Consider the following 19,168-nt stretch of genomic DNA (forward strand, 5'->3'; position numbering starts at 1 on the left):
CAGCGCCTCTGTCTAGCAAAGGGCGGGGCAAAAACAAGGAACCAAACCGGCGCTTGGCCTCGCACGGGATTGACGCTAACACCGCCGCACGAGACAGAGTCGCCGAGTGATGCTTTCCCTTCCCTGCACCGGCCGGAATCTGGCCCGAGCAATCGTGCTCCTGCTTGCCCTGGCGCTCGCGCCGGGCGCCTCCCTTGCCCAGGGCGTTCAGACCGGCCCGAGCGGCCAGCCGCTGCCGCGCTTTGTCAGCCTGAAGTCGAGTGCCGTCAATGTGCGCCGCGGCCCGGGCAAGAACTATCCCGTCGCCTGGCGCTTCGTGCGTGCCGGTCTGCCGGTCGAGATCATCCAGGAATTCGATACCTGGCGGAAGATTCGCGATTCCGACGGGGCGGAGGGCTGGATCCACCAGAGCCTGCTTTCCGGGCGGCGCACGGCGATCGTCTCGCCCTGGACGGACGGCGAGCGATTCGAGGCCCATGCCGAGCCGCGCGCGGCCAGCCGCGTCAGCGCCATCCTGGAATCGCACGTCATCGCCGATGTCGTCAGCTGCGAGGCGGGCTGGTGCAATCTGCGCGGAGACGGCTACGAGGGCTGGCTGCCGCAGGAAACGCTCTGGGGCGTCTATCCGAACGAGAAGGTCTCCGGCTGAGAGCCCGCATGCCGGTGCGGCGCCCGTGCGCCGGGCCGAAAGCGAAACGCCCGGCCGAGGGCCGGGCGTTTCATGTTCTGGTGCCCCCCGAACCTGCCGTGGCAGGCCGGCCGCTCACGCGTCGGTACGACGCACCCTCACGACCACTTCCACCGCGGTGATTTCCATTCCTTCCGGCGGAGTCGGGACCTCGGTGAGGCCGACGGCATCGGGAATGTCGATCAGCTCGTTGTCGCCTTCGACGAAAAAGTGGTGGTGGTCCGACACATTCGTGTCGAAATAGGTCCGCGCGCCATCGACCGCGACTTCCCGCAACAGTCCGGCTTCGGTGAACTGATGAAGGGTGTTGTAGATCGTGGCGAGCGATACCGGTACGCGCATCGCCTGCGCTTCCTCTTGCAGGATTTCTGCAGAGATATGGCGGTCGCCGCGCTTGAAAAGCAGACCGGCGAGCGCGACACGCTGGCGCGTCGGGCGCAGACCAGCCCGGCGGAGCCGGCGCGTGATCTGCTCGGGCGTATGGCCATGACTATGGCTATGGTGATGCAGAGCGGTCATTTTTTCTGCCCTTTGCAGCCGAAAAAGTTTGGAAGCTGCCTAGTCTCTATATGCGAATTTGTATGGTTCTGACAACTCTGACGGTATGTCGCTGCCGTTCGGCGCACTCGGCCGCAGCTTGGTTTCGTTTGCATTCCCGCTATGTTAGGAACGCCGCCGATGCCGCTGAGGAAGCTTGGCGTAAGACAGTTTAGGAAGAATGATATCGATGCAAGAGCGCCGCAGCCATTTCGAATATGAGGATTTGCTCGCTTGCGGGCGCGGGGAGCTTTTCGGCGAGGGCAACGCCCAGCTCCCGCTGCCTCCGATGCTGATGTTCGACCGGATTTCCAGAATCGAGGAGGAGGGCGGCGAATTCGGCAAGGGGCAGGTGCTTGCCGAGCTCGGCATTCGCCCGGATCTGTGGTTCTTCCCCTGCCATTTCCGTGGCGACCCGGTTATGCCCGGCTGTCTCGGGCTCGACGCGATGTGGCAGCTTCTCGGCTTCTTCCTCGGCTGGCTGGGCGCCCCCGGCAAGGGTCGTGCGCTCTCCGTCGGAGAGGTGAAATTCACCGGCATGGTGCTGCCGACGGTCAAGCACGTGGAGTATGGCGTACAGCTGAAGCGCATCCTGCGCACCAAGCTCACCCTCGGAGTTGCCGACGGCTGGTTGAAGGCCGACGGCGAGACGATATATCGCGCCAGCGACCTCAAGGTCGGGCTGTTCAAGAACGCTGCCGCTCCGGCATCCGCATAAGGGACCGGGGCGCTACTTTTTCGACAAGGGAGAACGGGATGCGGCGCGTCGTCGTCACCGGCATGGGGATCGTCTCCGCCATAGGCAACAACACGCAGGAGGTGGTGGCCAGCCTGCGCGAGGCGCGCTCCGGCATCGTCTTCGCCCCCTCATATGCGGAGCACGGCTTCCGCAGCCAGGTCCACGGCGCCCCCAGCCTCGACCCTTTCGAGGTTCTCGATCGCCGCACGGCGCGCTTCATGGGCAAGGGCACGGCCTGGAACTACATCGCCATGGATCAGGCGATCCGCGATTCCGGGCTTGAGGAAGATGACATCGTCAATCCCCGCACGGGCATCATCATGGGCTCCGGCGGGCCGTCGACGCGCACCATTTTCGAGGCCGCCCTCACCACGCAGGAAAAGGGTCCGAAGCGCATCGGACCGACGGCTGTGCCGAAGGCGATGAGCTCCACGGCTTCGGCCGTGCTCGCCACGCAGTACAAGATCAAGGGCGTGAACTACTCGATCTCCTCTGCCTGCGCGACGTCCAACCATTGCATCGGCAATGCCTCCGAGATCATCCAGCTCGGCAAGCAGGACGTCATTTTCGCCGGCGGCTCGGAGGATCTGGACTGGACGATGTCGAATCTCTTCGACGCCATGGGCGCCATGTCCGTCCACTTCAACGACACGCCGCAGAAGGCCTCGCGCGCCTTCGACGTCAACCGCGACGGCTTCGTCATCGCCGGCGGCGCGGGCGTTTTGGTGCTCGAGGAACTCGAACACGCCAAGGCGCGTGGCGCGAAGATTTATGCCGAGATCGTCGGCTATGGCGCCACCTCCGACGGTTACGATATGGTCGCGCCCTCGGGCGAGGGCGGTGTGCGCTGCATGAAGATGGCTCTGGAAAATGTCGGCGAGCCTGTCGATTACATCAATCCGCACGCGACCTCGACCACCGTCGGCGATGTGAGCGAGATGCAGGGCATCCGCGAGGTCTTCGGCGACAAATGTCCGCCGATCTCCGCGACGAAGTCGCTGACCGGCCATTCGCTCGGTGCGACCGGCGTGCAGGAGGCGATCTACACGCTCTTGATGATGCAGAACGGCTTCATCTGCGAGAGCGCCAATATCGAGGAGCTCGATCCGAAGTTCGCCGACATGCCGATTGCCCGCCAGCGGCAGGATGGGGTGGAGATCAACACGGCGCTGTCGAACTCCTTCGGTTTTGGCGGCACCAACGCGACGTTGGTTTTCCAGCGAATGGAAGCCTGACCCCGAGATGGAAAAACTGATGGAGGGCCGCCGCGGCCTCGTCATGGGAGTGGCCAACGACCACTCCATCGCTTGGGGAATCGCCAGGAAGCTTGCCGAGCATGGCGCCGAGCTCGCCTTCACCTATCAGGGCGAAGCTTTCGGCCGGCGCGTCAAGCCGCTCGCCGACAGTGTCGGCTCCCATCTCGTCCTGCCCTGCGACGTGGAGGATCCGGCCACCGTCGAGGAGACCTTCGAGACGCTGGAGAAGGAATGGGGCAAGCTCGACTTCCTTGTCCACGCCGTCGCTTTTTCCGACCGCTCCGAGCTGAAGGGTCGCTACGCCGATACGACGCGCGAGAACTTCACGCGCACCATGCTGATCTCGTGCTTCTCCTTCACCGAGGTGCTGCGCCGGGCGGCGAAGCTGATGGGCCCGGGCTCCTCCGCTCTCACGCTCACCTACGGCGGTTCCGTTCGCGTCATGCCGAACTACAACGTCATGGGCGTGGCCAAGGCCGGGCTTGAGGCGTCGGTGCGTTATCTCGCCACGGATTTCGGCGAGGCGGGCATCCGCGTCAACGCCATCTCCGCCGGCCCGGTCCGCACCCTGGCGGGCTCCGGCGTCGCCGACGCCCGCGCCATGTTCAATTATCAGCGCATGAATTCGCCCCTGCGGCGCGCCGTCACGATCGAGGATGTCGGGGGCGCCGCGCTTTATCTTCTAAGCGATCTTGCCGGCGCTGTGACGGGCGAGATTCACTATGTCGATTGCGGCTACAACACCGTCTCCATGCCGCGTCTCGACACGATGCGGCGCGAGGATCAGCGCGTCGACGACGGCCCGGCGAAGTAGCGCGGAAGGCGGGTTTTCCCCCCGGCGCATTTACGCTTCTCTAAGTCCGCTCCCCTAGGGTCAGCCGGCACGAGGAGCGGCCGTTTTGATGACCCGGAAGAGCGATACCCAGCAACAGAAAAGCGGCCGCATCGGGTCGTTCGGCATCGTCGCCGTTATCGTTTCGGTGCTCTGCGTCGTTGGCATTTTCTATCTCGGCCATCTGCAGATCAGGTCTGTCCTGCAGAAGGAAGGCGATCTCATCGCCATGGCCTGGTATGAGAATATGCGCCACAGCGAGAGCGGCGTCGCCGGCCTCGTCGATGGGACCTCGCCGGCCCTCAACGACGATCTTCTCGGTTCCTTCGGCATCGACGCGCTCGCCGTCATCCGCCGCGACGGCTCGGTGGAGACCCTGCACGGAAGGCTCGCCGCGACGGAAGCCGAACTGAAGCCCGCGCTCGAGGCCTCAGGCCTGCCGCGCGCCGACCGGCGCAGCACCATCGTCATCGACCATTCCTCATTCCTCTCCCCGGTCACGGCGACCTGGGTCGTCTTCCCGTCCATGCCGGGCGGAGGTCAGCTGGCTGTGCGCTTCGACCAGAGGCTGGAGGCGCTGGACCTGTCCAACAGCTTCAAGAGCCAGCTCGTCTACCTGTCGGGCATCGCCGTCGTGACTTTTTTCTCCTTCATGGCCGGCTTCACCTACCGCACGCGTCAGATGCAGCGCGAAAAGCAGGATCTCGTTTATCTCGCCATGCATGACGAGCTGACGGGCCTCGCCAACCGCAAGCATTTCGAGCAGCGCCTCGCCGAGGCGCTGGAGGACGCCGAGGAGCAGGAGCACAAGACCGGCCTGCTCATCCTCGATCTCGATGGCTTCAAGGCCGTCAACGACACGCTCGGCCATCCGGTTGGCGACAACCTTTTGCGCGCCACCGCGGAGCGGCTGAAGAACTCGCTCCGCGAGGAAGACCTCCTCTGCCGTCTCGCCGGTGACGAGTTCGCCGTCATCGTTCCCGTCGTTCAGGATGTCAGCGCGCTGCGCGCTCTGGCCGAGCGCATGCTCCGCCTGATCGAGCAGCCCTTCCGCATCGACGGCCAGGAGATCCAGATCGGCTGCTCGATCGGCATGACCATCGGTCCGGACAACGGCGAGGACGTGAAGACGCTGATTCGCAACGCCGACTTCGCCCTCTACCGCGCCAAGGGCGGCGGACGGCGCACCTGGCGCTTCTTCGATCCGAAGATGGCCGAGGATCAGCGCTCGCGCGAGACGCTGGAGGACGGGCTGCGCTACGCCATCCAGAACGAGCTCTTCACTATTCTGTACCAGCCGCAGCACGACCTGAAGAGCGGCGACGTGGTCTGCTACGAGGCGCTCCTGCGCTGGAAGCTGCCGAGCAAGAATCTTGTCCCGACCTCGATGTTCCTTTCCGTCGCCGAAGAGACCGGCCTCATCATCCCGATGGGCGAATGGGTCATCCGCCAGGTGGCGCGCGACCTCAACGTCCTGCCGCCCGAAGCCCGCATCGCCATCAACCTCTCCGCCGCGCAGCTGCAGCGCGATGGCACTGACACCTACATTGCCGAGGCGCTGGCGAGTGCCGACGTGGAGCCGGGCCGCCTGGAGATCGAGGTCAACGAGAGCATCCTCGGCCGCGGCGAGAAGGCCGCCTTCACGCGGCTGGAGGGGCTGCGCGAAGCGGGCATTTCCATCGTTCTCGACAATTTCGGCGTCGGCACGTCGAGCCTCGGCCTCGTCTCGCGCTACCCCTTCGACAAGATCAAGCTCGACCGCACCTTCCTCGCCCGGATCGAGGATCCGAAGAAGGCGAGCGCCGTCGTCGGCGCCATCTGCAATCTCGGTCGCTCCCTCGGCATGGTCGTCGTCGGCGAGGGCGTGGAGACGGTTGAACACAGGGACATCCTCGCCTCCTGCGGCTGCAATCTCGGCCAAGGCTACTATTTCGGCCATCCGGTGACCCTGGAGGAGGTCGTGGGCGAGATCGCGCGCACCACCGCCAACAGGGCGCAGGCTTCTCTGGCTGCCGGCGACATGCGCGCCGCTCCCGCCGAGCCGCAGAGCGGGCAGGAGGAAGAAGGGGCCGCAGCCCGGCCCGTTCGCCTCGCCGCGAGCGCCTGAGCCCGCTCTCCCCGCTGGCCCACCGGGCGCGGGCCGAGCAGAACCACCCGGACAAAAAAAGGGCGCCCCGCGGGGCGCCCTTGATCGTTTGCGAAGGCCGTTGGCCTCAGGCGGCTTCCGGCTCGACCGGCTCGCCGGTCTCCTGGTCGACCACCTTCATGGAAAGGCGCACCTTGCCGCGCTCGTCGAAGCCCATCAGCTTGACGTAGACCTCGTCGCCTTCCTTGACGACATCGGTGACCTTCGCCGGCCGGCCGTTGGAGAGCTGCGAGATGTGCACCAGCCCGTCCTTGGAGCCGAAGAAGTTCACGAAGGCGCCGAAATCGACGACCTTCACGACCGTGCCCTTGTAGATCTCGCCCACTTCCGGATCGTCCGTGATGGAGCGGATCCACTTGATGGCGGCGTGGATCGATTCGCCGTTCGGCGAGGCGACCTTCACCGTGCCGTCGTCGGAGATGTCGACCTTGGCGCCCGTCTTTTCCACGATCTCGCGGATGACCTTGCCGCCCGAACCGATGACTTCGCGGATCTTGTCGACCGGGATCTTCAGCGTCTCGATGCGCGGGGCATACTCGCCGAGCTCCGGCCGTGCCGAGGTCAGGGCCTTGGACATCTCGCCGAGGATGTGCAGACGCCCGCCCTTCGCCTGGTCGAGCGCGATCTGCATGATCTCCTCGGTGATGCCCTGGATCTTGATGTCCATCTGCAGCGAGGTGATGCCGTCTTCCGTGCCGGCGACCTTGAAGTCCATGTCGCCGAGATGATCCTCGTCGCCGAGGATGTCGGAGAGCACGGCGAACTTGTCGCCTTCCTTGATGAGGCCCATGGCGATGCCGGCAACCGGCGCCTTCAGGGGAACGCCCGCATCCATCATCGCCAGCGAGGTGCCGCAGACGGTCGCCATGGAGGACGAGCCGTTCGATTCGGTGATCTCGGAGACGACGCGGAAGGTGTAGGGGAACTCGTGCACCGGCGGCAGCATCGGGTGGATCGCCCGCCAGGCGAGCTTGCCGTGGCCGATTTCACGCCGGCCCGGCGAACCGGTACGGCCCGTCTCGCCGACGGAGAACGGCGGGAAGTTGTAGTGCAGCATGAAGGGCTGCTTGTAGGTGCCCTCCAGGCTGTCGATCATCTGCTCGTCCTCGCCCGTGCCGAGCGTGGCGACCACGAGGGCCTGCGTCTCGCCGCGGGTGAACAGGGCCGAGCCGTGGGCGCGCGGCAGGATGCCGACTTCCGCCGAGATCGGGCGAACCGTCTTCAGGTCCCGTCCGTCGATGCGGGCGCCGTCGTCGAGGATGCGGCCGCGGACGATCTCGCTCTCGACCTTCTTGAACATGTCGCCGACGACCTGCTTGGTCGGGGCTTCCGGGTTCGCCTCGTCGACCATGGCCTCGACGGCCTTGGCCTTGGCGGCGTCGACGGCGTTCTTGCGCTCGCCCTTGTCGGCGATGAGGTAGGCCGACTTCAGATCCTCGCCGACGAGCTCCTTCACCTTGGAAAGCAGCGCGCTCTTGTCGTCCACCTGATGCGGACGCGGCGCCTTGGCGGCGCGCTCGGCGAGCTGGACGATGGCGTCGATCACCGGCTGGAAGCCCTTGTGGCCGAACATCACGGCGCCGAGCATGACGTCTTCGGCAAGCTCCTGGGCCTCCGATTCCACCATCAGCACCGCGTCGCCCGTTCCGGCGACGACGAGGTCGAGGCGCGATTCCTTCACCTCGTCGACGGTCGGGTTCAGCACGTACTTGCCGTTGATGTAGCCGACGCGCGCGCCGCCGATCGGGCCCATGAAGGGAACGCCGGAAAGCGTCAGCGCCGCGGAGGCGGCGACCATGGCGACGATGTCGGGGTCGTTTTCCAGGTCATGCGACAGCACCGTCGCGATCACCTGCGTGTCGTTCTTGTAGCCGGGGGCGAAGAGCGGGCGGATCGGACGGTCGATGAGGCGCGAGGTCAGCGTCTCCTTCTCCGTTGGCCGGCCTTCGCGCTTGAAGAAGCCGCCCGGGATACGGCCCGCGGCGTAGTACTTCTCCTGATAATTCACCGTCAGCGGGAAGAAGTCGAAGCCGAGCTTCGGCTCCTTCTCGGAGACGACGGTGGCGAGCACGGTGGTCTCGCCATAGGTGGCGACGACGGCGCCGTCCGCCTGGCGGGCGACTTTGCCTGTTTCGAGGCGCAGCGGACGCCCGCCCCAATCGATTTCTACGGTTTGCAGATCGAACATTCTTTGGTTCTGCCTTTCATGGTCAGTCGTGGAAGGCGAGAAGGACCATGCGCAAGATGGCGGGATGGTCGCGATGCGGTTCGCCCCGTGGGCGGGGAAACTGCCCCGCGACCGTCCGGCGATCCTGCCATGGCCGTTCAAGCCTTGATGTCAAAAAGGCAGCGCCGGTCTTGCCCGCGCTGCCTCTCAATGGCGCCCTAGCGGCGCAGCCCCAGACGCTGGATCAGCGTCTGATAGCGCTCTTCGTCCTTGCGCTTCAGGTAGTCGAGAAGTCGGCGCCTCTGCGACACGAGCTTCAGAAGACCGCGCCGGGAATGGTTGTCCTTGGCATGGGTCTTGAAGTGCTCGGTGAGGTTGGTGATGCGCTCCGAGAGGATCGCCACCTGCACTTCCGGCGAGCCGGTATCGCCGGACTTCACGGCGTAATCGTTGATCAGTTCCTGCTTGCGATCGGGTGTGATCGACATCGTCGTTCCTTTCTTTGGGTGATGCCATGGCCGGGATGTCGTCCAGCCAGGGCCGCAATACGGAAAGCCGCTCTCCTGCCGTTATGGCATTCCACGCAAGGTGGGCGGAACCGTTGGCCGCCATATACGGAACAATGCGGCTTTTTTAAAGTGCCGAGGCGGCTGCGGGGAGAATTGCCTTGCCACTTTCCTCGGTCGTGAACGCATAAGCGGGACGAAGATGGCGGCTGAAATGGCAAAGCTATGCGCGAAGCGGTCCCAGAAGCGGGCCCGGGGCCCGGTTGAGGGCCGCGACAAAGCGGGTTGCAGCCACTTCGCCGTGCAGAGCATATGGCGGCCTTGCCCGGCTACGTCGCCCGGCTACGTCGTTGCGAAGGGCTTGAAAATGCGCGCATTTCCTGCGCCTTCGCGCCTCGTATCGGAGCCAATCCGCTCATACCATTGCCGCCTCGTTTGTGAGTTCACGACCTAGCTAACGCTTGGTACCTTACGCTTAGGGCAGCTCAGGGGTGGATTCCTGACAGGCGGCTTCTGGGTGGCGGTGCAGGGTGAGCAGCCATTCGGGTGGCTGCCGCACTTCGACTGCAACGCGCCCCAATGTCGGTCGTAGAGATCAGATCCATGGGTCGCCAATAGCAGTCGCTGCCGGCCATCACGCTAAAGGACATAGAGGCTTCGATCTCGACTGCACTGCTTTTGATCGGCGACATCCCACAGCCTCATGCGCACATCTCACGGCCACTTAGCCTAACGGCGCAAATTTCTTAACGTCCCCTGTGGTTCAGTTTGGAGGCGCATCGAAAATGGGGGGCATTTCGCAATGAGCGCTGTGTGCAGGTCGGACAGTTGGGAGTCAGATTCCGACATGAGGGAACTGCAGAAACATTGTGCAGTCTCTCCACTGGAAAATCGAGAAAGCTGGCATGATTGATGAGGCCGAGCTGCGAGCCAGCTATCTGAATGGTCTATCGACGCTTCGCAGTCAGCGAGAACTCACTGGCCCCGCGGACGGCATGTATTGGCTTATGCCGTTTGCGATCGCCGTTGAACGGGCCGGTGGTGATTACAACCCGTCCCTTATCTGGCCGGACTATGCAGATTTGTCGGATCGCGAACGCAAAGCCGCCGAGATGATACGAGCATCACTTTCAACGTCCCGAAAAGACCTAGTCGATTACGCGGGCTTCGGCAGCGCCCTTTATCAATTTGTCTATGCGCTCTTTTCCATAAACGAGAAGTGGAAGAAGGAGCGCCACTATCGACAACTGCCGAGGTCCCTTCTGCAGCAACGAGAAACGAACATTCACCAAGCGATTTACGACTCGCCCACCTATTGCGCCGTCACGTTGGTCAACCTCATCAATAGATACAGAGTGGATGCCGACGGAAACCCGGTAGACTCGGATCCTGATGAACATCTACGTTGAGTTCTGAACACGCTGATGGTATTCCGCGCGGCACACTCTGATTAGAGCCACGCCGATCAGAGATGACACGTAGTATAGGCCTACGAAGCGAGCGATTCGCATCCTTGGCATCATGTTGGCGCTTGCTGGATGTCGTGACTATTATAGCTGGCACCAGAAGCTGACATTGATCGTGGACACTCCGTCTGGCCCGGTCGGCGGTTCGACCGCAAGTAAGGTCGAAAGCTGGTATGGGCGGGTCTGGCTTGCCGCGACGATGGAGGGGTCCAAGCTCACCGGTGAAGCTGCCATTGTCGACCTCGGCCAGGGCAGATTGCTTCTGGTGCTTCTCGACGAGGAGATGAAATGGCGTCTCCAGCGGGCCGTCGCCGACGAGTTGCCAGCAGATAGCGAGGGTGGCGGACGGCTCGGGCTTGTTCAGACCTACAAGGGGACCGTTACCCTTGGCCACAAGAACTATCCGCAACTGGCAACCTTTTCCGACCCTTCCAATCCCGCGAGCGGCAGAATGCTCGATCCATCAGCACTTGAGACCGTTTTCGGCTCCGGCTATGCGCTCAGGTCGACAACGATGGAGATCACCGACGAGCCAGTGACCACCGGACGAATAACCAGCCTATTCAGCTGGCTCCTAGAGCTTGAACACCCGGCGCGGATTCATCTCGCCGCGCACGATGTCGACGAGAGCGACGAGCCGGCCTTCGGCAACCGTATAGGCGCTGCCGCCGAGCGGCGCGTCCGCGCCGCGCAGGAAGGCGGGCTGGCCCTGGCGAAGGCGCATCGCCGCCTGGCCGTCTATCCTCAGCGCCGGCAGGTTGGCGAGCCCCGCCTCCACCGGTCGCAGGAAGCTCTCCGGCGCCTCGGTGTCTTCCAGTGCCGCCAGCGGCGTCATTTCCGCCTCGCCGAAAGGGCCGACGACGAGCCGGCGGAGCTCGGCGATATGGGCGACGGTCCCGAGTTCGACAGCCATGTCGCGGGCGAGCGCCCGCACATAGGTGCCCTTGCCGCATTCGGCGTGGAAGACGGCGTGGTCGGCGTCGGGGCAGGCGACGAGGTCGAGCTGGTGCACGATGATCTCGCGCGCCTCCAGCGTCACCTCCTCGCCCTCGCGGGCAAGGTCATAGGCGCGTTCTCCGGCGATCTTCACGGCCGAATAGCGCGGCGGCACCTGCGACAGCGTGCCCGTGAAGTCCGGCAGGAGAGCGCGGATTTCGGCTTCGGACGGCCTGTGCTCGGAGCGGGCCACGATCTCGCCCTCGCGGTCGTCGGTTTCCGTCTGCTCGCCCCAGCGCACGGTGAACTCATAGACTTTTCTGCCGTCCATGACGAAGGAGACGGTCTTCGTCGCCTCGCCGAGCGCCACCGGCAGGCAGCCGGAAGCGAGCGGGTCGAGGGTGCCGGCATGGCCGGCCTTCTTGGCGTCGAACTTGCGCTTCACCCGGGCGACGGCTTCCGTCGACGTCATGCCGATCGGCTTGTCGAGGACCAGCCAGCCGTCGATGTCGCGCCCCTTGGCGCGCCGGCGCGACATCCTATTCCTCGTCCTTGTCGCGAAGGTCCTTGGCGACTTCCGGCGAATGCAGGAGCTCGTCGATGCGGGCATCGTCCTCGAAGCGCGTATCGAGAAGGAATCTGAGGTCCGGCATGGCGCGCATCTGGCGAAGCGCCGGGCTGATGCGGCCGCGCAGGAACCGGGCGCTGCGGTTGAGCGCCGCGACGACGCCTTCCCCGTCCGTCATGCCGAGGGGATGGATGAGCGCGGTGGCGTGCTTGAGGTCGGCCGACATGCGCACCTCGGCGATCGACACGATGACGCCCTCGAGCGCGGGATCGTTGGTCTCGCCGCGCTGCAGCACCTCGGCGAGGGCGTGCCGGACGAGCTCGCCGACGCGCAGCTGCCGCTGCGAGGGCTGGCCGGAATGTGAGGTATCGAAACGGGACATGGTTCTTAGCTGCGCCTGATATGCCGGTTGCGCTTGCCGGATGGTCGTCAAGGCCGGTTGATCGTCAAGGAAGGCTTGGCCCTGCCATCGGTACCGGAGCGACGACCGGCCCGCGCCTTGCGGGATGGATCGCCGGAACGGGCCCGGCGCTGACCGGTTCGCGGGCGAAGATCCCGCTCGAGCGCGGGCTCGCCCGCCCCGAACGGGACCCGGGCGCTAGAGCGTCCGGGCCACTTCCTCCACGCGATAGCACTCGATGACGTCGCCGACGCGCATGTCCTCGTACTTCTCGAAGGCCATGCCGCATTCCTGCCCGCCCGGCACTTCGCGGACTTCGTCCTTGAAGCGCTTGAGCGTCGAAAGCTTGCCTTCGTGCACCACCACGTTGTCGCGGATGAGGCGCACGCCCGCGCCACGCTCCACCTTGCCCTCGGTGACGCGGCAGCCCGCGACCTTGCCGACCTTGGTGATGTTGAACACCTCCAGGATCTCGGCATTGCCGATGAAGGTCTCGCGCCGCTCCGGCGAAAGCAGGCCCGACATGGCCGCCTTCACGTCGTCGGTGAGGTCGTAGATGATGTTGTAGTAGCGCATCTCCACGCCGTCGCGGTCGGCCGCTTCGCGTGCCTGCTTGTTGGCGCGCACGTTGAAGCCGATGACGATCGCGTCCGAGGCCGCCGCCAGCGTGATGTCGCTCTCGGTGATGCCGCCGACGCCCGAATGGACGATGTCGGCCCGGACCTCCTCGGTGGAGATCTTGTCGAGCGCTCCGACGATGGCTTCGACCGAGCCCTGCACGTCGCCCTTGATGACGAGCGGAACGGTGCGCGTGCCCTCCACCTGCAGCTGGTTCATCATCTGCTCCAGAGAGCCGCGCTGGCCGGTCTGGCGGGCAACCGCCTTCTCGCGCCGCACCCTCTGGCGGTACTCGGAGATCTCGCGGGCCCGGCCCTCGCTGTCGACGACCGCGACGCGGTCGCCGGCCGAGGGCGTTCCCTGGAAGCCCAGCACCTCGACCGGGGTCGATGGGCCTGCCTCCTTCACCTGCTCGCCATGGTCGTCGATGAGCGCCCGCACGCGGCCCCATTCGGAGCCGGCGACGACGATGTCGCCCAGTTTGAGCGTGCCGCGCTGCACCAGCACGGTGGCGACGGGGCCGCGGCCCTTGTCGAGCTGGGCCTCCACCACGATGCCTTCGGCCGAACGATCGGCGTTGGCCTTGAGGTCGAGAAGCTCGGCCTGCAGGAGGATCGCCTCCAGAAGTCCGTCGAGATTTGTCTTCTTCAGCGCCGAGACCTCGACCTCCAGCGTGTCGCCGGACATCGATTCCGTCACCACGGAATGCTGCAGAAGATCGGTCTTCACCCGCGTCGGATCGGCGTCCGGCTTGTCGATCTTGTTGATCGCCACGATCATCGGAACGCCGGCGGCGCGGGCATGATTGATGGCTTCCACCGTCTGCGGCATGACGCCGTCATCGGCGGCGACGACGAGGACGACGATGTCCGTCGCCTGGGCGCCGCGGGCGCGCATCGCCGTGAAGGCGGCGTGGCCCGGCGTGTCGATGAAGGTGATCTTCTGACCGTTCTTCTCGACCTGGTAGGCGCCGATATGCTGCGTGATGCCGCCGGCTTCGCCTGCGACGACCTTGGTCTCGCGGATGGCGTCGAGAAGCGACGTCTTGCCGTGGTCGACATGGCCCATGATGGTGACGACCGGCGGCCGGGAGCTTGTGTCCTCGGCCCGGTCCTCATCGCCGAAGAGGCCTTCCTCGACGTCCGAGGCGGCGACGCGGCGCACATTGTGGCCCATCTCCTCGGCGACCAGCTGGGCCGTGTCGGCATCGAGGATGTCGGTGATCTTCACCATCGTGCCGGATTTCATCAGAAGCCGAATGACGTCGACGGCGCGCTCGGCCATGCGGTTGGCGAGCTCCTGGACGGAGATCGCCTCCGGAATGGTGACGTCGCGCACGATCTTCTCCGATGAGGGCGAGAAGCCCGACTGCTGGCGCTTCTCCTTCTCCCGCTTGCGGCGGATGGAGGCGAGCGAACGCTCCCGGTCCGCGTCTTCAAGCGCATTGGTGACGGTCAGTCGGCCGCGGCGGCGCTCCGCCTCGCCGCCGGTCTTCTTGGCGGGTTTGGCGTCGGGACGCTTGGTGCGCACGACGGCGCGGATTTCCTTCGGGGCCTCGTCGGCGGCGGCCTGATCGGCGCGCGCGGCCGGCTGGGCCGGCTGGCCCGAGGGCGTGGCGCGGCCGGCGGCGGGCGTCGGCTGTGCCTCGGCGGCCGGCGTTCCGGCCGGCTCCTCGGCACGGCGCGTCTCCGCCTCCGCTTCCTTGCGGGAATCCTCTTCCTGCCTGCGCAGCTCGGCCTCGGCGTTTTCCTTGGCGAGGCGCTCTTCCTCGATGGCGCGGCGCTGGGCCTCTTCCTCGGCGAGGCGGCGCTCTTCCGCTTCGCGGACGCGGGCATCGGCGAGGGCCTGCATGCGCGCATCGCGCTCGTCGGCCGTCAGCGTCTTCAGCACCATGCCGCTGCGGTTGCCGCTGGCTCCGCCACCGCTGCCGCGGTTGGAGGGGGGCGCCTTGGCCGGCGCGCTCGGCGCGGGCTGGGGTCGCGGCGCGACGGGAGCTGCCGGCGCCGCGGCCGGCCGCGGTGCGGCCTGAGCGTTCTGTTCGGCCTGCTCGCCCGGCGTCAGCACGCGGCGGCGCTTCTTCTCCACCACGACAGACTTCGACCGCCCGCCGGAAAAGCTCTGGCGCACCGTACCCGTGTCACGTCCGATGGACAGCGTCTTGCGTCCTCCGGCACGGAGCGTCTTGTCGCCTTTGCTTGTCGTTTCGCTCATGCCCATTCCTGTTTCATCGCCGGCTGGCGATGTGATTATCCGTTTCGTGCCCTGGCGGCCGCTGCGATCTTCCCGTCTCAAATTGGAGGGAGCGCAGCGCCGCCCCGATAAAGGTGTCGGCCGCCGCACCACGCAGCACGGCAGCATGTATCACATGTGGCCGCCCCAATGCCAAACCCAATTCCGCCGAGGTAAAGCCCGCCATCAGCAGCGGTTCTGCGCGGCCCCCGGCAGTCTTGCCGTCGCTCTCTTTCGCTCTCGCCGCGTAGGCGAGCTTGGACTTGCCGTCCTCGGCCGCCTCTTCGGCGTGAAGAAGCGCGATCGCCTCTCCCGATTTCAGTGCCGCCTCGACCTTGGCGAAACCGCTGACGGCCTGCCGCGCCCGTGCCGCGAGGCCGAGCCGGCCGAGGAGCTGGGTCCTGAGCAGACCCGCAACATCGTCGGCGAGCCCCTCCGGAACCGATACGTCCTGCTTCAGCGCCCGTGCGAAGACCTTGCGCTTCATCGCCTCGGCGATGACCTCGCGACGGCCCTCCAGCCACATGCCGCGGCCGGGAAGGCGTGCCTTCAGGTCCGGCACGACATGTCCGTCCGGTGCCGCCACGAAGCGGATCAGCTCGCCTTCCGGCAGGACCTGTCGGGAGAGGGCGCACATGCGCGTCCTCTCCAATTTGGGTCCCGAGAGCTTTTCCGCAAGGGGCGGCTCGGCTGAACTCACGCGCCCTCGGTCTCCTCTTCGGCTTCCGCCGTCTCTTCTTCCTCGGGCTGGGCGAGATCCTCTTCGGTGATGATCCCGGCCTTGAGCCGCGCCGCGATCACCATCTGCTCGGCTTCCTCGCGGGAGATGTCGAGGCCATCGAGGATGCCCTCGTAGCGCTTGGTCTCGCCGTCCTTGCGCTCGGTCCAGCCGACGAGGTCGTCGGTGGCGCAATAGGCGAGGTCTTCCAGGCTCTTCACGTCGTTCTTGCCGAAGGCGACGAGCATCGCCGTGGTCACGCCCGGCACGTCCTTGAGGTCGTCGGAGACGCCGAGCTTCTTGCGCTCTTCGTCCTGCTCGGCGTCGCGCGCTTCCATGTACTCGCGGGCGCGCATCTGCAGTTCTTCGGCCGTGCCCTCGTCCAGGCCCTCGATCGAGGCGAGCTCGTCGATCTCCACGAAGGCGACTTCCTCGACATTGGCGAAGCCTTCCGAGGCGAGCAGCTGCGCCATCATCTCGTCGACGTCGAGGGCGTTCTGGAAGAGCTCCGAACGCTCCTGGAACTCCTTCTGGCGCCGCTCCGATTCCTCGTCTTCCGTCAGGATGTCGATATCCCAGCCGGTGAGCTGCGAGGCGAGGCGGACATTCTGGCCGCGCCGGCCGATGGCGAGCGACAGCTGGTCCTCCGGCACCACCACCTCGATGCGCTCGGCATCCTCGTCGAGCACCACCTTGGAGACTTCGGCCGGCTGCAGCGCGTTGACGATGAAGGTCGCCGCGTCGGGCGACCAGGGGATGATGTCGATGCGCTCGCCCTGCAATTCGCCGACGACGGCCTGCACGCGCGAGCCGCGCATGCCGACGCAGGCGCCGACCGGGTCGATCGATGAATCGTTGGAGATGACGGCGATCTTGGCGCGCGAGCCCGGATCGCGGGCGACCGAGCGCAGCTCGATGATGCCGTCGTAGATCTCCGGCACTTCCATGGTGAAGAGCTTGGCCATGAACTGCGGATGCGTGCGCGAGAGGAAGATCTGCGGCCCCCGCTGCTCGCGGCGCACGTCGTAGACATAGGCGCGCACCCGGTCGCCGTAGCGGAAGGTCTCGCGCGGAATGAGCTCGTCGCGGCGGATGATCGCCTCGCCGCGGCCAAGGTCGACGATGACGTTGCCGTATTCGACGCGCTTGACCGTGCCGTTGACGATCTCGCCGATGCGGTCCTTGTAATCCTCGAACTGGCGGTCGCGCTCGGCGTCGCGCACCTTCTGCATGATCACCTGCTTGGCCGACTGCGCGGCCACGCGGCCGTAGTCGAGAGGCGGCAGCGGCTCGGAGATGAAGTCGCCGACCTGGGCGGCCGGGTTGCGCGCCCGCGCATCCTCCAGCGCGATCTGCGTGGCGTAATCCTCGGCCACTTCCACGACTTCCAGAAGCCGCTGCAGGCGGATGTCGCCGGTCTTGGCGTCGATCTCGGCCCGCACATCCGTCTCTGCGCCGTAGCGGGACTTCGCCGCCTTCTGGATCGCATCCTCCATGGCGGAGATGACGATCTGCCGGTCGATGCTCTTCTCCCGCGCCACCGCGTCGGCGATCTGCAGGAGTTCAAGTCTGTTTGCACTGACTGCCATCGGACAGCTCCGTTCTGACGGCCCCTCGGGGCCTGTTCACATCGATAAATTCTTTACGCGTCCCGCGTTTCGCGCTGTGCGGCCGCGATCAGCGCGTCGGTGAGGACAAGCTTCGCCTCGGCGATCTCGGCAAGGGGCAGGAACACGTCCTCGCTGCCGCCCTCGGCGGCGATGCGCAGGCCCGTCTTGCCGTCCTTGACGCCGGTGAGGATGCCGCGGAAGCGCTTTCGGCCCGCCTGCATCACTTCCATCTCGATCTTCGCTTCATGGCCCGCCCAGAGCTCGAAATCCTTCACCCTGGTGAGCGGCCGGTCGATGCCCGGCGAGGAAACCTCAAGGTTGTAGGGCCGGCCGATCAGGTCGGCGACGTCGAGCGCCGGAGAGAGGTCTCGGCTGATCGCCTCGCAATCGTCCACGCCCATCGTGCCGTCGGGCCGCTCGGCCATCACCTGCACGGTCATGCCGTTCTGGCCGGTGATCCTGACCCGGATCAGCTCGTAGCCGAGCCCTTCGGCGACGGGGCCGGCGACATGCGCGATGCGCGCCTCCAGCCCGCTCTCGCGGATGATGCGCTCGTCCGGAGCGCCGGTCTTGTCGCTGTCGATCTCTGCTTCAGCCATGCTTCTCCCGAGAGCGGCCGGCCGCGTCGCCGCGGCAATAAAAAAGAGCGGGACCCGGGGGACCCACTCTCGATCTTGGATTCGAGAATTTGTTGTCGCCGATATACGGTTTCATGCGCCCTTTTGCAAGACAGGCCGGGCCGGCGCCGCAAAGCCCGCGCCGTTGCTTCGCGCGCCGGCCTCAGGCGCGCGAGAAGACGAGGATCGCCGCGGCGAGATCTTCCAGCGCCGTACCGACCGACTTGAAGAGGGTAATTTGATCGTAGAAGCGCCGCCCGGCGCGCTCGCCCCGCGTCAGGTCGAAAAGGTCGGCGGCGATGTCCTCTTCGGCGATGAGCCCGCTTTGCAGCGGCTGCACGATGTCGCCGGCCTCTTGGGTCGCGCCCTCCCGGGTATCGACGAAGATGCGCGAACGGCGCATCGCCTCGTCGTCGGCCTCGCGCATGTCGGGCCGGAAGCCGCCCACCAGGTCGAGATGCGCGCCCGGTTTCAGCCATTCGCCATGGATGAGCGGCTCGCCGGAAAGCGTTGCGCAGGAAACGATGTCGGCGCCGCGCACGGCGCCCTCCAGATCCTCGGTCGCGGCGGCCGAGTAACGCCGGCCCTTCAGCCGTTGCGCCAGCCTCACCGCCTTGTCGTGCCGGCGGTTCCATACCAGCACGTCGCTGATCGGCCGGATCGCCGCATGCGCTTCGATGAGATAGGGGGCGAGCGCGCCCGAGCCGACCATGAGCATCCGGCTGGCGTCGGACCGCGCCAGATAGGAAGCGGCCAGCGCCGAAGCGGCCGCCGTGCGCCACAGCGTCAGCGCCGAGCCGTCGATGACGGCCAGCGGCTCTCCGCGCCGTCCGGAAAATAGGAGGTAGACGCCGGCGACGGCGGGCCGGCCGTGCGCGGCATTGCCCGGAAACACGGTGGCGACCTTGACGCCGACATAGCCGCGGTCGGAATGGCCCTGGCCGGCGAAGTCGTTCCAGGACGGCATCAAGAGCAGCGTCGCGTCTGCCTGGTCCGGAAGCTCGATGGTGTGATGGTGCCGGACGGGCGTCACCGCCCCGCTGCGAAAGCCCCGCCGCAGCGTCTCGATCAGGTCCGGAAAGGTGAGGACCTGGGCGATGTCGCTGGCTGGGATGATGCGCATCAGCGCTCTTGG

The 19,168-nt window shown here is 65.8% G+C and carries 15 protein-coding genes and 1 pseudogene; 6 read left to right on the forward strand and 10 right to left on the reverse strand.

Going from position 1 to position 19,168, the window contains the following annotated elements; genetic code table 11:
- The first annotated feature begins 154 nt into the window (after positions 1-154).
- On the forward strand, positions 155-649 hold the full coding sequence (locus tag CLD20_RS09910) for an SH3 domain-containing protein (RefSeq protein ID WP_224406470.1): 495 nt from the start codon (positions 155-157) through the stop codon (positions 647-649).
- A 114-nt stretch (positions 650-763) separates the two neighbouring features.
- Here CLD20_RS09910 and irrA read toward each other — a convergent pair whose 3' ends face one another.
- Positions 764-1,207 carry an iron response transcriptional regulator IrrA gene (gene irrA, locus CLD20_RS09915; RefSeq protein ID WP_224406471.1) on the reverse strand — a complete coding sequence of 148 codons (444 nt, stop codon included), beginning with the start codon at positions 1,205-1,207 and terminating at the stop codon, positions 764-766.
- Positions 1,208-1,415: 208 nt separating this feature from the next.
- On the opposite strand from irrA, the gene fabA reads away from it, so the two are divergent.
- The 4 genes from fabA (at position 1,416) to CLD20_RS09935 (ending at position 6,159) form a co-directional block, all read left to right on the forward strand.
- Positions 1,416-1,943 carry a 3-hydroxyacyl-[acyl-carrier-protein] dehydratase FabA gene (gene fabA, locus CLD20_RS09920; protein WP_224406472.1) on the forward strand — a complete coding sequence of 176 codons (528 nt, stop codon included), beginning with the start codon at positions 1,416-1,418 and terminating at the stop codon, positions 1,941-1,943.
- 38 nt (positions 1,944-1,981) lie between these two features.
- The gene (gene fabB / locus CLD20_RS09925; protein ID WP_224406473.1) at positions 1,982-3,199 is read left to right on the forward strand and encodes a beta-ketoacyl-ACP synthase I; all 1,218 of its coding nucleotides are present in this window, start codon (positions 1,982-1,984) and stop codon (positions 3,197-3,199) included.
- 7 nt (positions 3,200-3,206) lie between these two features.
- Complete coding sequence (gene fabI, locus CLD20_RS09930) at positions 3,207-4,034, forward strand: enoyl-ACP reductase FabI (RefSeq protein ID WP_224406474.1); 828 nt, start codon at positions 3,207-3,209, stop codon at positions 4,032-4,034.
- Positions 4,035-4,122: 88 nt separating this feature from the next.
- A complete protein-coding gene (locus CLD20_RS09935; protein ID WP_224406475.1) occupies positions 4,123-6,159 on the forward strand; it encodes a bifunctional diguanylate cyclase/phosphodiesterase in 2,037 nt (678 codons plus the stop codon).
- Between the two features lie 106 nt (positions 6,160-6,265).
- Here the strand turns inward: CLD20_RS09935 and pnp are convergent, their stop codons facing one another.
- On the reverse strand, positions 6,266-8,386 hold the full coding sequence (gene pnp / locus CLD20_RS09940) for a polyribonucleotide nucleotidyltransferase (RefSeq protein WP_224406476.1): 2,121 nt from the start codon (positions 8,384-8,386) through the stop codon (positions 6,266-6,268).
- Positions 8,387-8,583: 197 nt separating this feature from the next.
- Positions 8,584-8,907: pseudogene (rpsO, locus tag CLD20_RS09945) on the reverse strand (30S ribosomal protein S15); the annotation flags it as partial.
- An 869-nt stretch (positions 8,908-9,776) separates the two neighbouring features.
- On the opposite strand from rpsO, the gene CLD20_RS09950 reads away from it, so the two are divergent.
- A complete protein-coding gene (locus tag CLD20_RS09950) occupies positions 9,777-10,280 on the forward strand; it encodes a hypothetical protein (RefSeq protein WP_224406478.1) in 504 nt (167 codons plus the stop codon).
- Between the two features lie 631 nt (positions 10,281-10,911).
- On the opposite strand, the gene truB is transcribed toward CLD20_RS09950, so the two are convergent.
- The 7 genes from truB to CLD20_RS09985 form a co-directional block, all read right to left on the reverse strand.
- Complete coding sequence (truB, locus tag CLD20_RS09955; protein ID WP_224406479.1) at positions 10,912-11,811, reverse strand: tRNA pseudouridine(55) synthase TruB; 900 nt, start codon at positions 11,809-11,811, stop codon at positions 10,912-10,914.
- A gap of 1 nt (position 11,812) precedes the next feature.
- A complete protein-coding gene (rbfA, locus tag CLD20_RS09960) occupies positions 11,813-12,223 on the reverse strand; it encodes a 30S ribosome-binding factor RbfA (protein ID WP_224406480.1) in 411 nt (136 codons plus the stop codon).
- A gap of 216 nt (positions 12,224-12,439) precedes the next feature.
- Positions 12,440-15,070, reverse strand: coding sequence for a translation initiation factor IF-2 (gene infB, locus CLD20_RS09965; protein ID WP_224406481.1), 2,631 nt, complete (start codon positions 15,068-15,070; stop codon positions 12,440-12,442).
- Between the two features lie 13 nt (positions 15,071-15,083).
- Positions 15,084-15,788: an RNA-binding protein gene (locus tag CLD20_RS09970; RefSeq protein WP_224406482.1), complete on the reverse strand. Its 705-nt coding sequence runs from the start codon at positions 15,786-15,788 to the stop codon at positions 15,084-15,086.
- Positions 15,785-17,395, reverse strand: a complete 1,611-nt coding sequence (nusA, locus tag CLD20_RS09975) for a transcription termination factor NusA (protein WP_224406483.1) — start codon at positions 17,393-17,395, stop codon at positions 15,785-15,787. Before nusA ends, CLD20_RS09970 begins: the two co-directional genes overlap by 4 nt.
- A 53-nt stretch (positions 17,396-17,448) precedes the next feature.
- The gene (rimP, locus tag CLD20_RS09980) at positions 17,449-18,015 is read right to left on the reverse strand and encodes a ribosome maturation factor RimP (RefSeq protein ID WP_224406484.1); all 567 of its coding nucleotides are present in this window, start codon (positions 18,013-18,015) and stop codon (positions 17,449-17,451) included.
- A gap of 181 nt (positions 18,016-18,196) precedes the next feature.
- Positions 18,197-19,156, reverse strand: a complete 960-nt coding sequence (locus CLD20_RS09985) for an ornithine cyclodeaminase family protein (protein WP_224406485.1) — start codon at positions 19,154-19,156, stop codon at positions 18,197-18,199.
- Positions 19,157-19,168 lie beyond the last annotated feature (12 nt).

It is taken from the genome of Afifella sp. IM 167 (assembly GCF_020144925.1).
Lineage (GTDB): Bacteria > Pseudomonadota > Alphaproteobacteria > Rhizobiales > Afifellaceae > Afifella.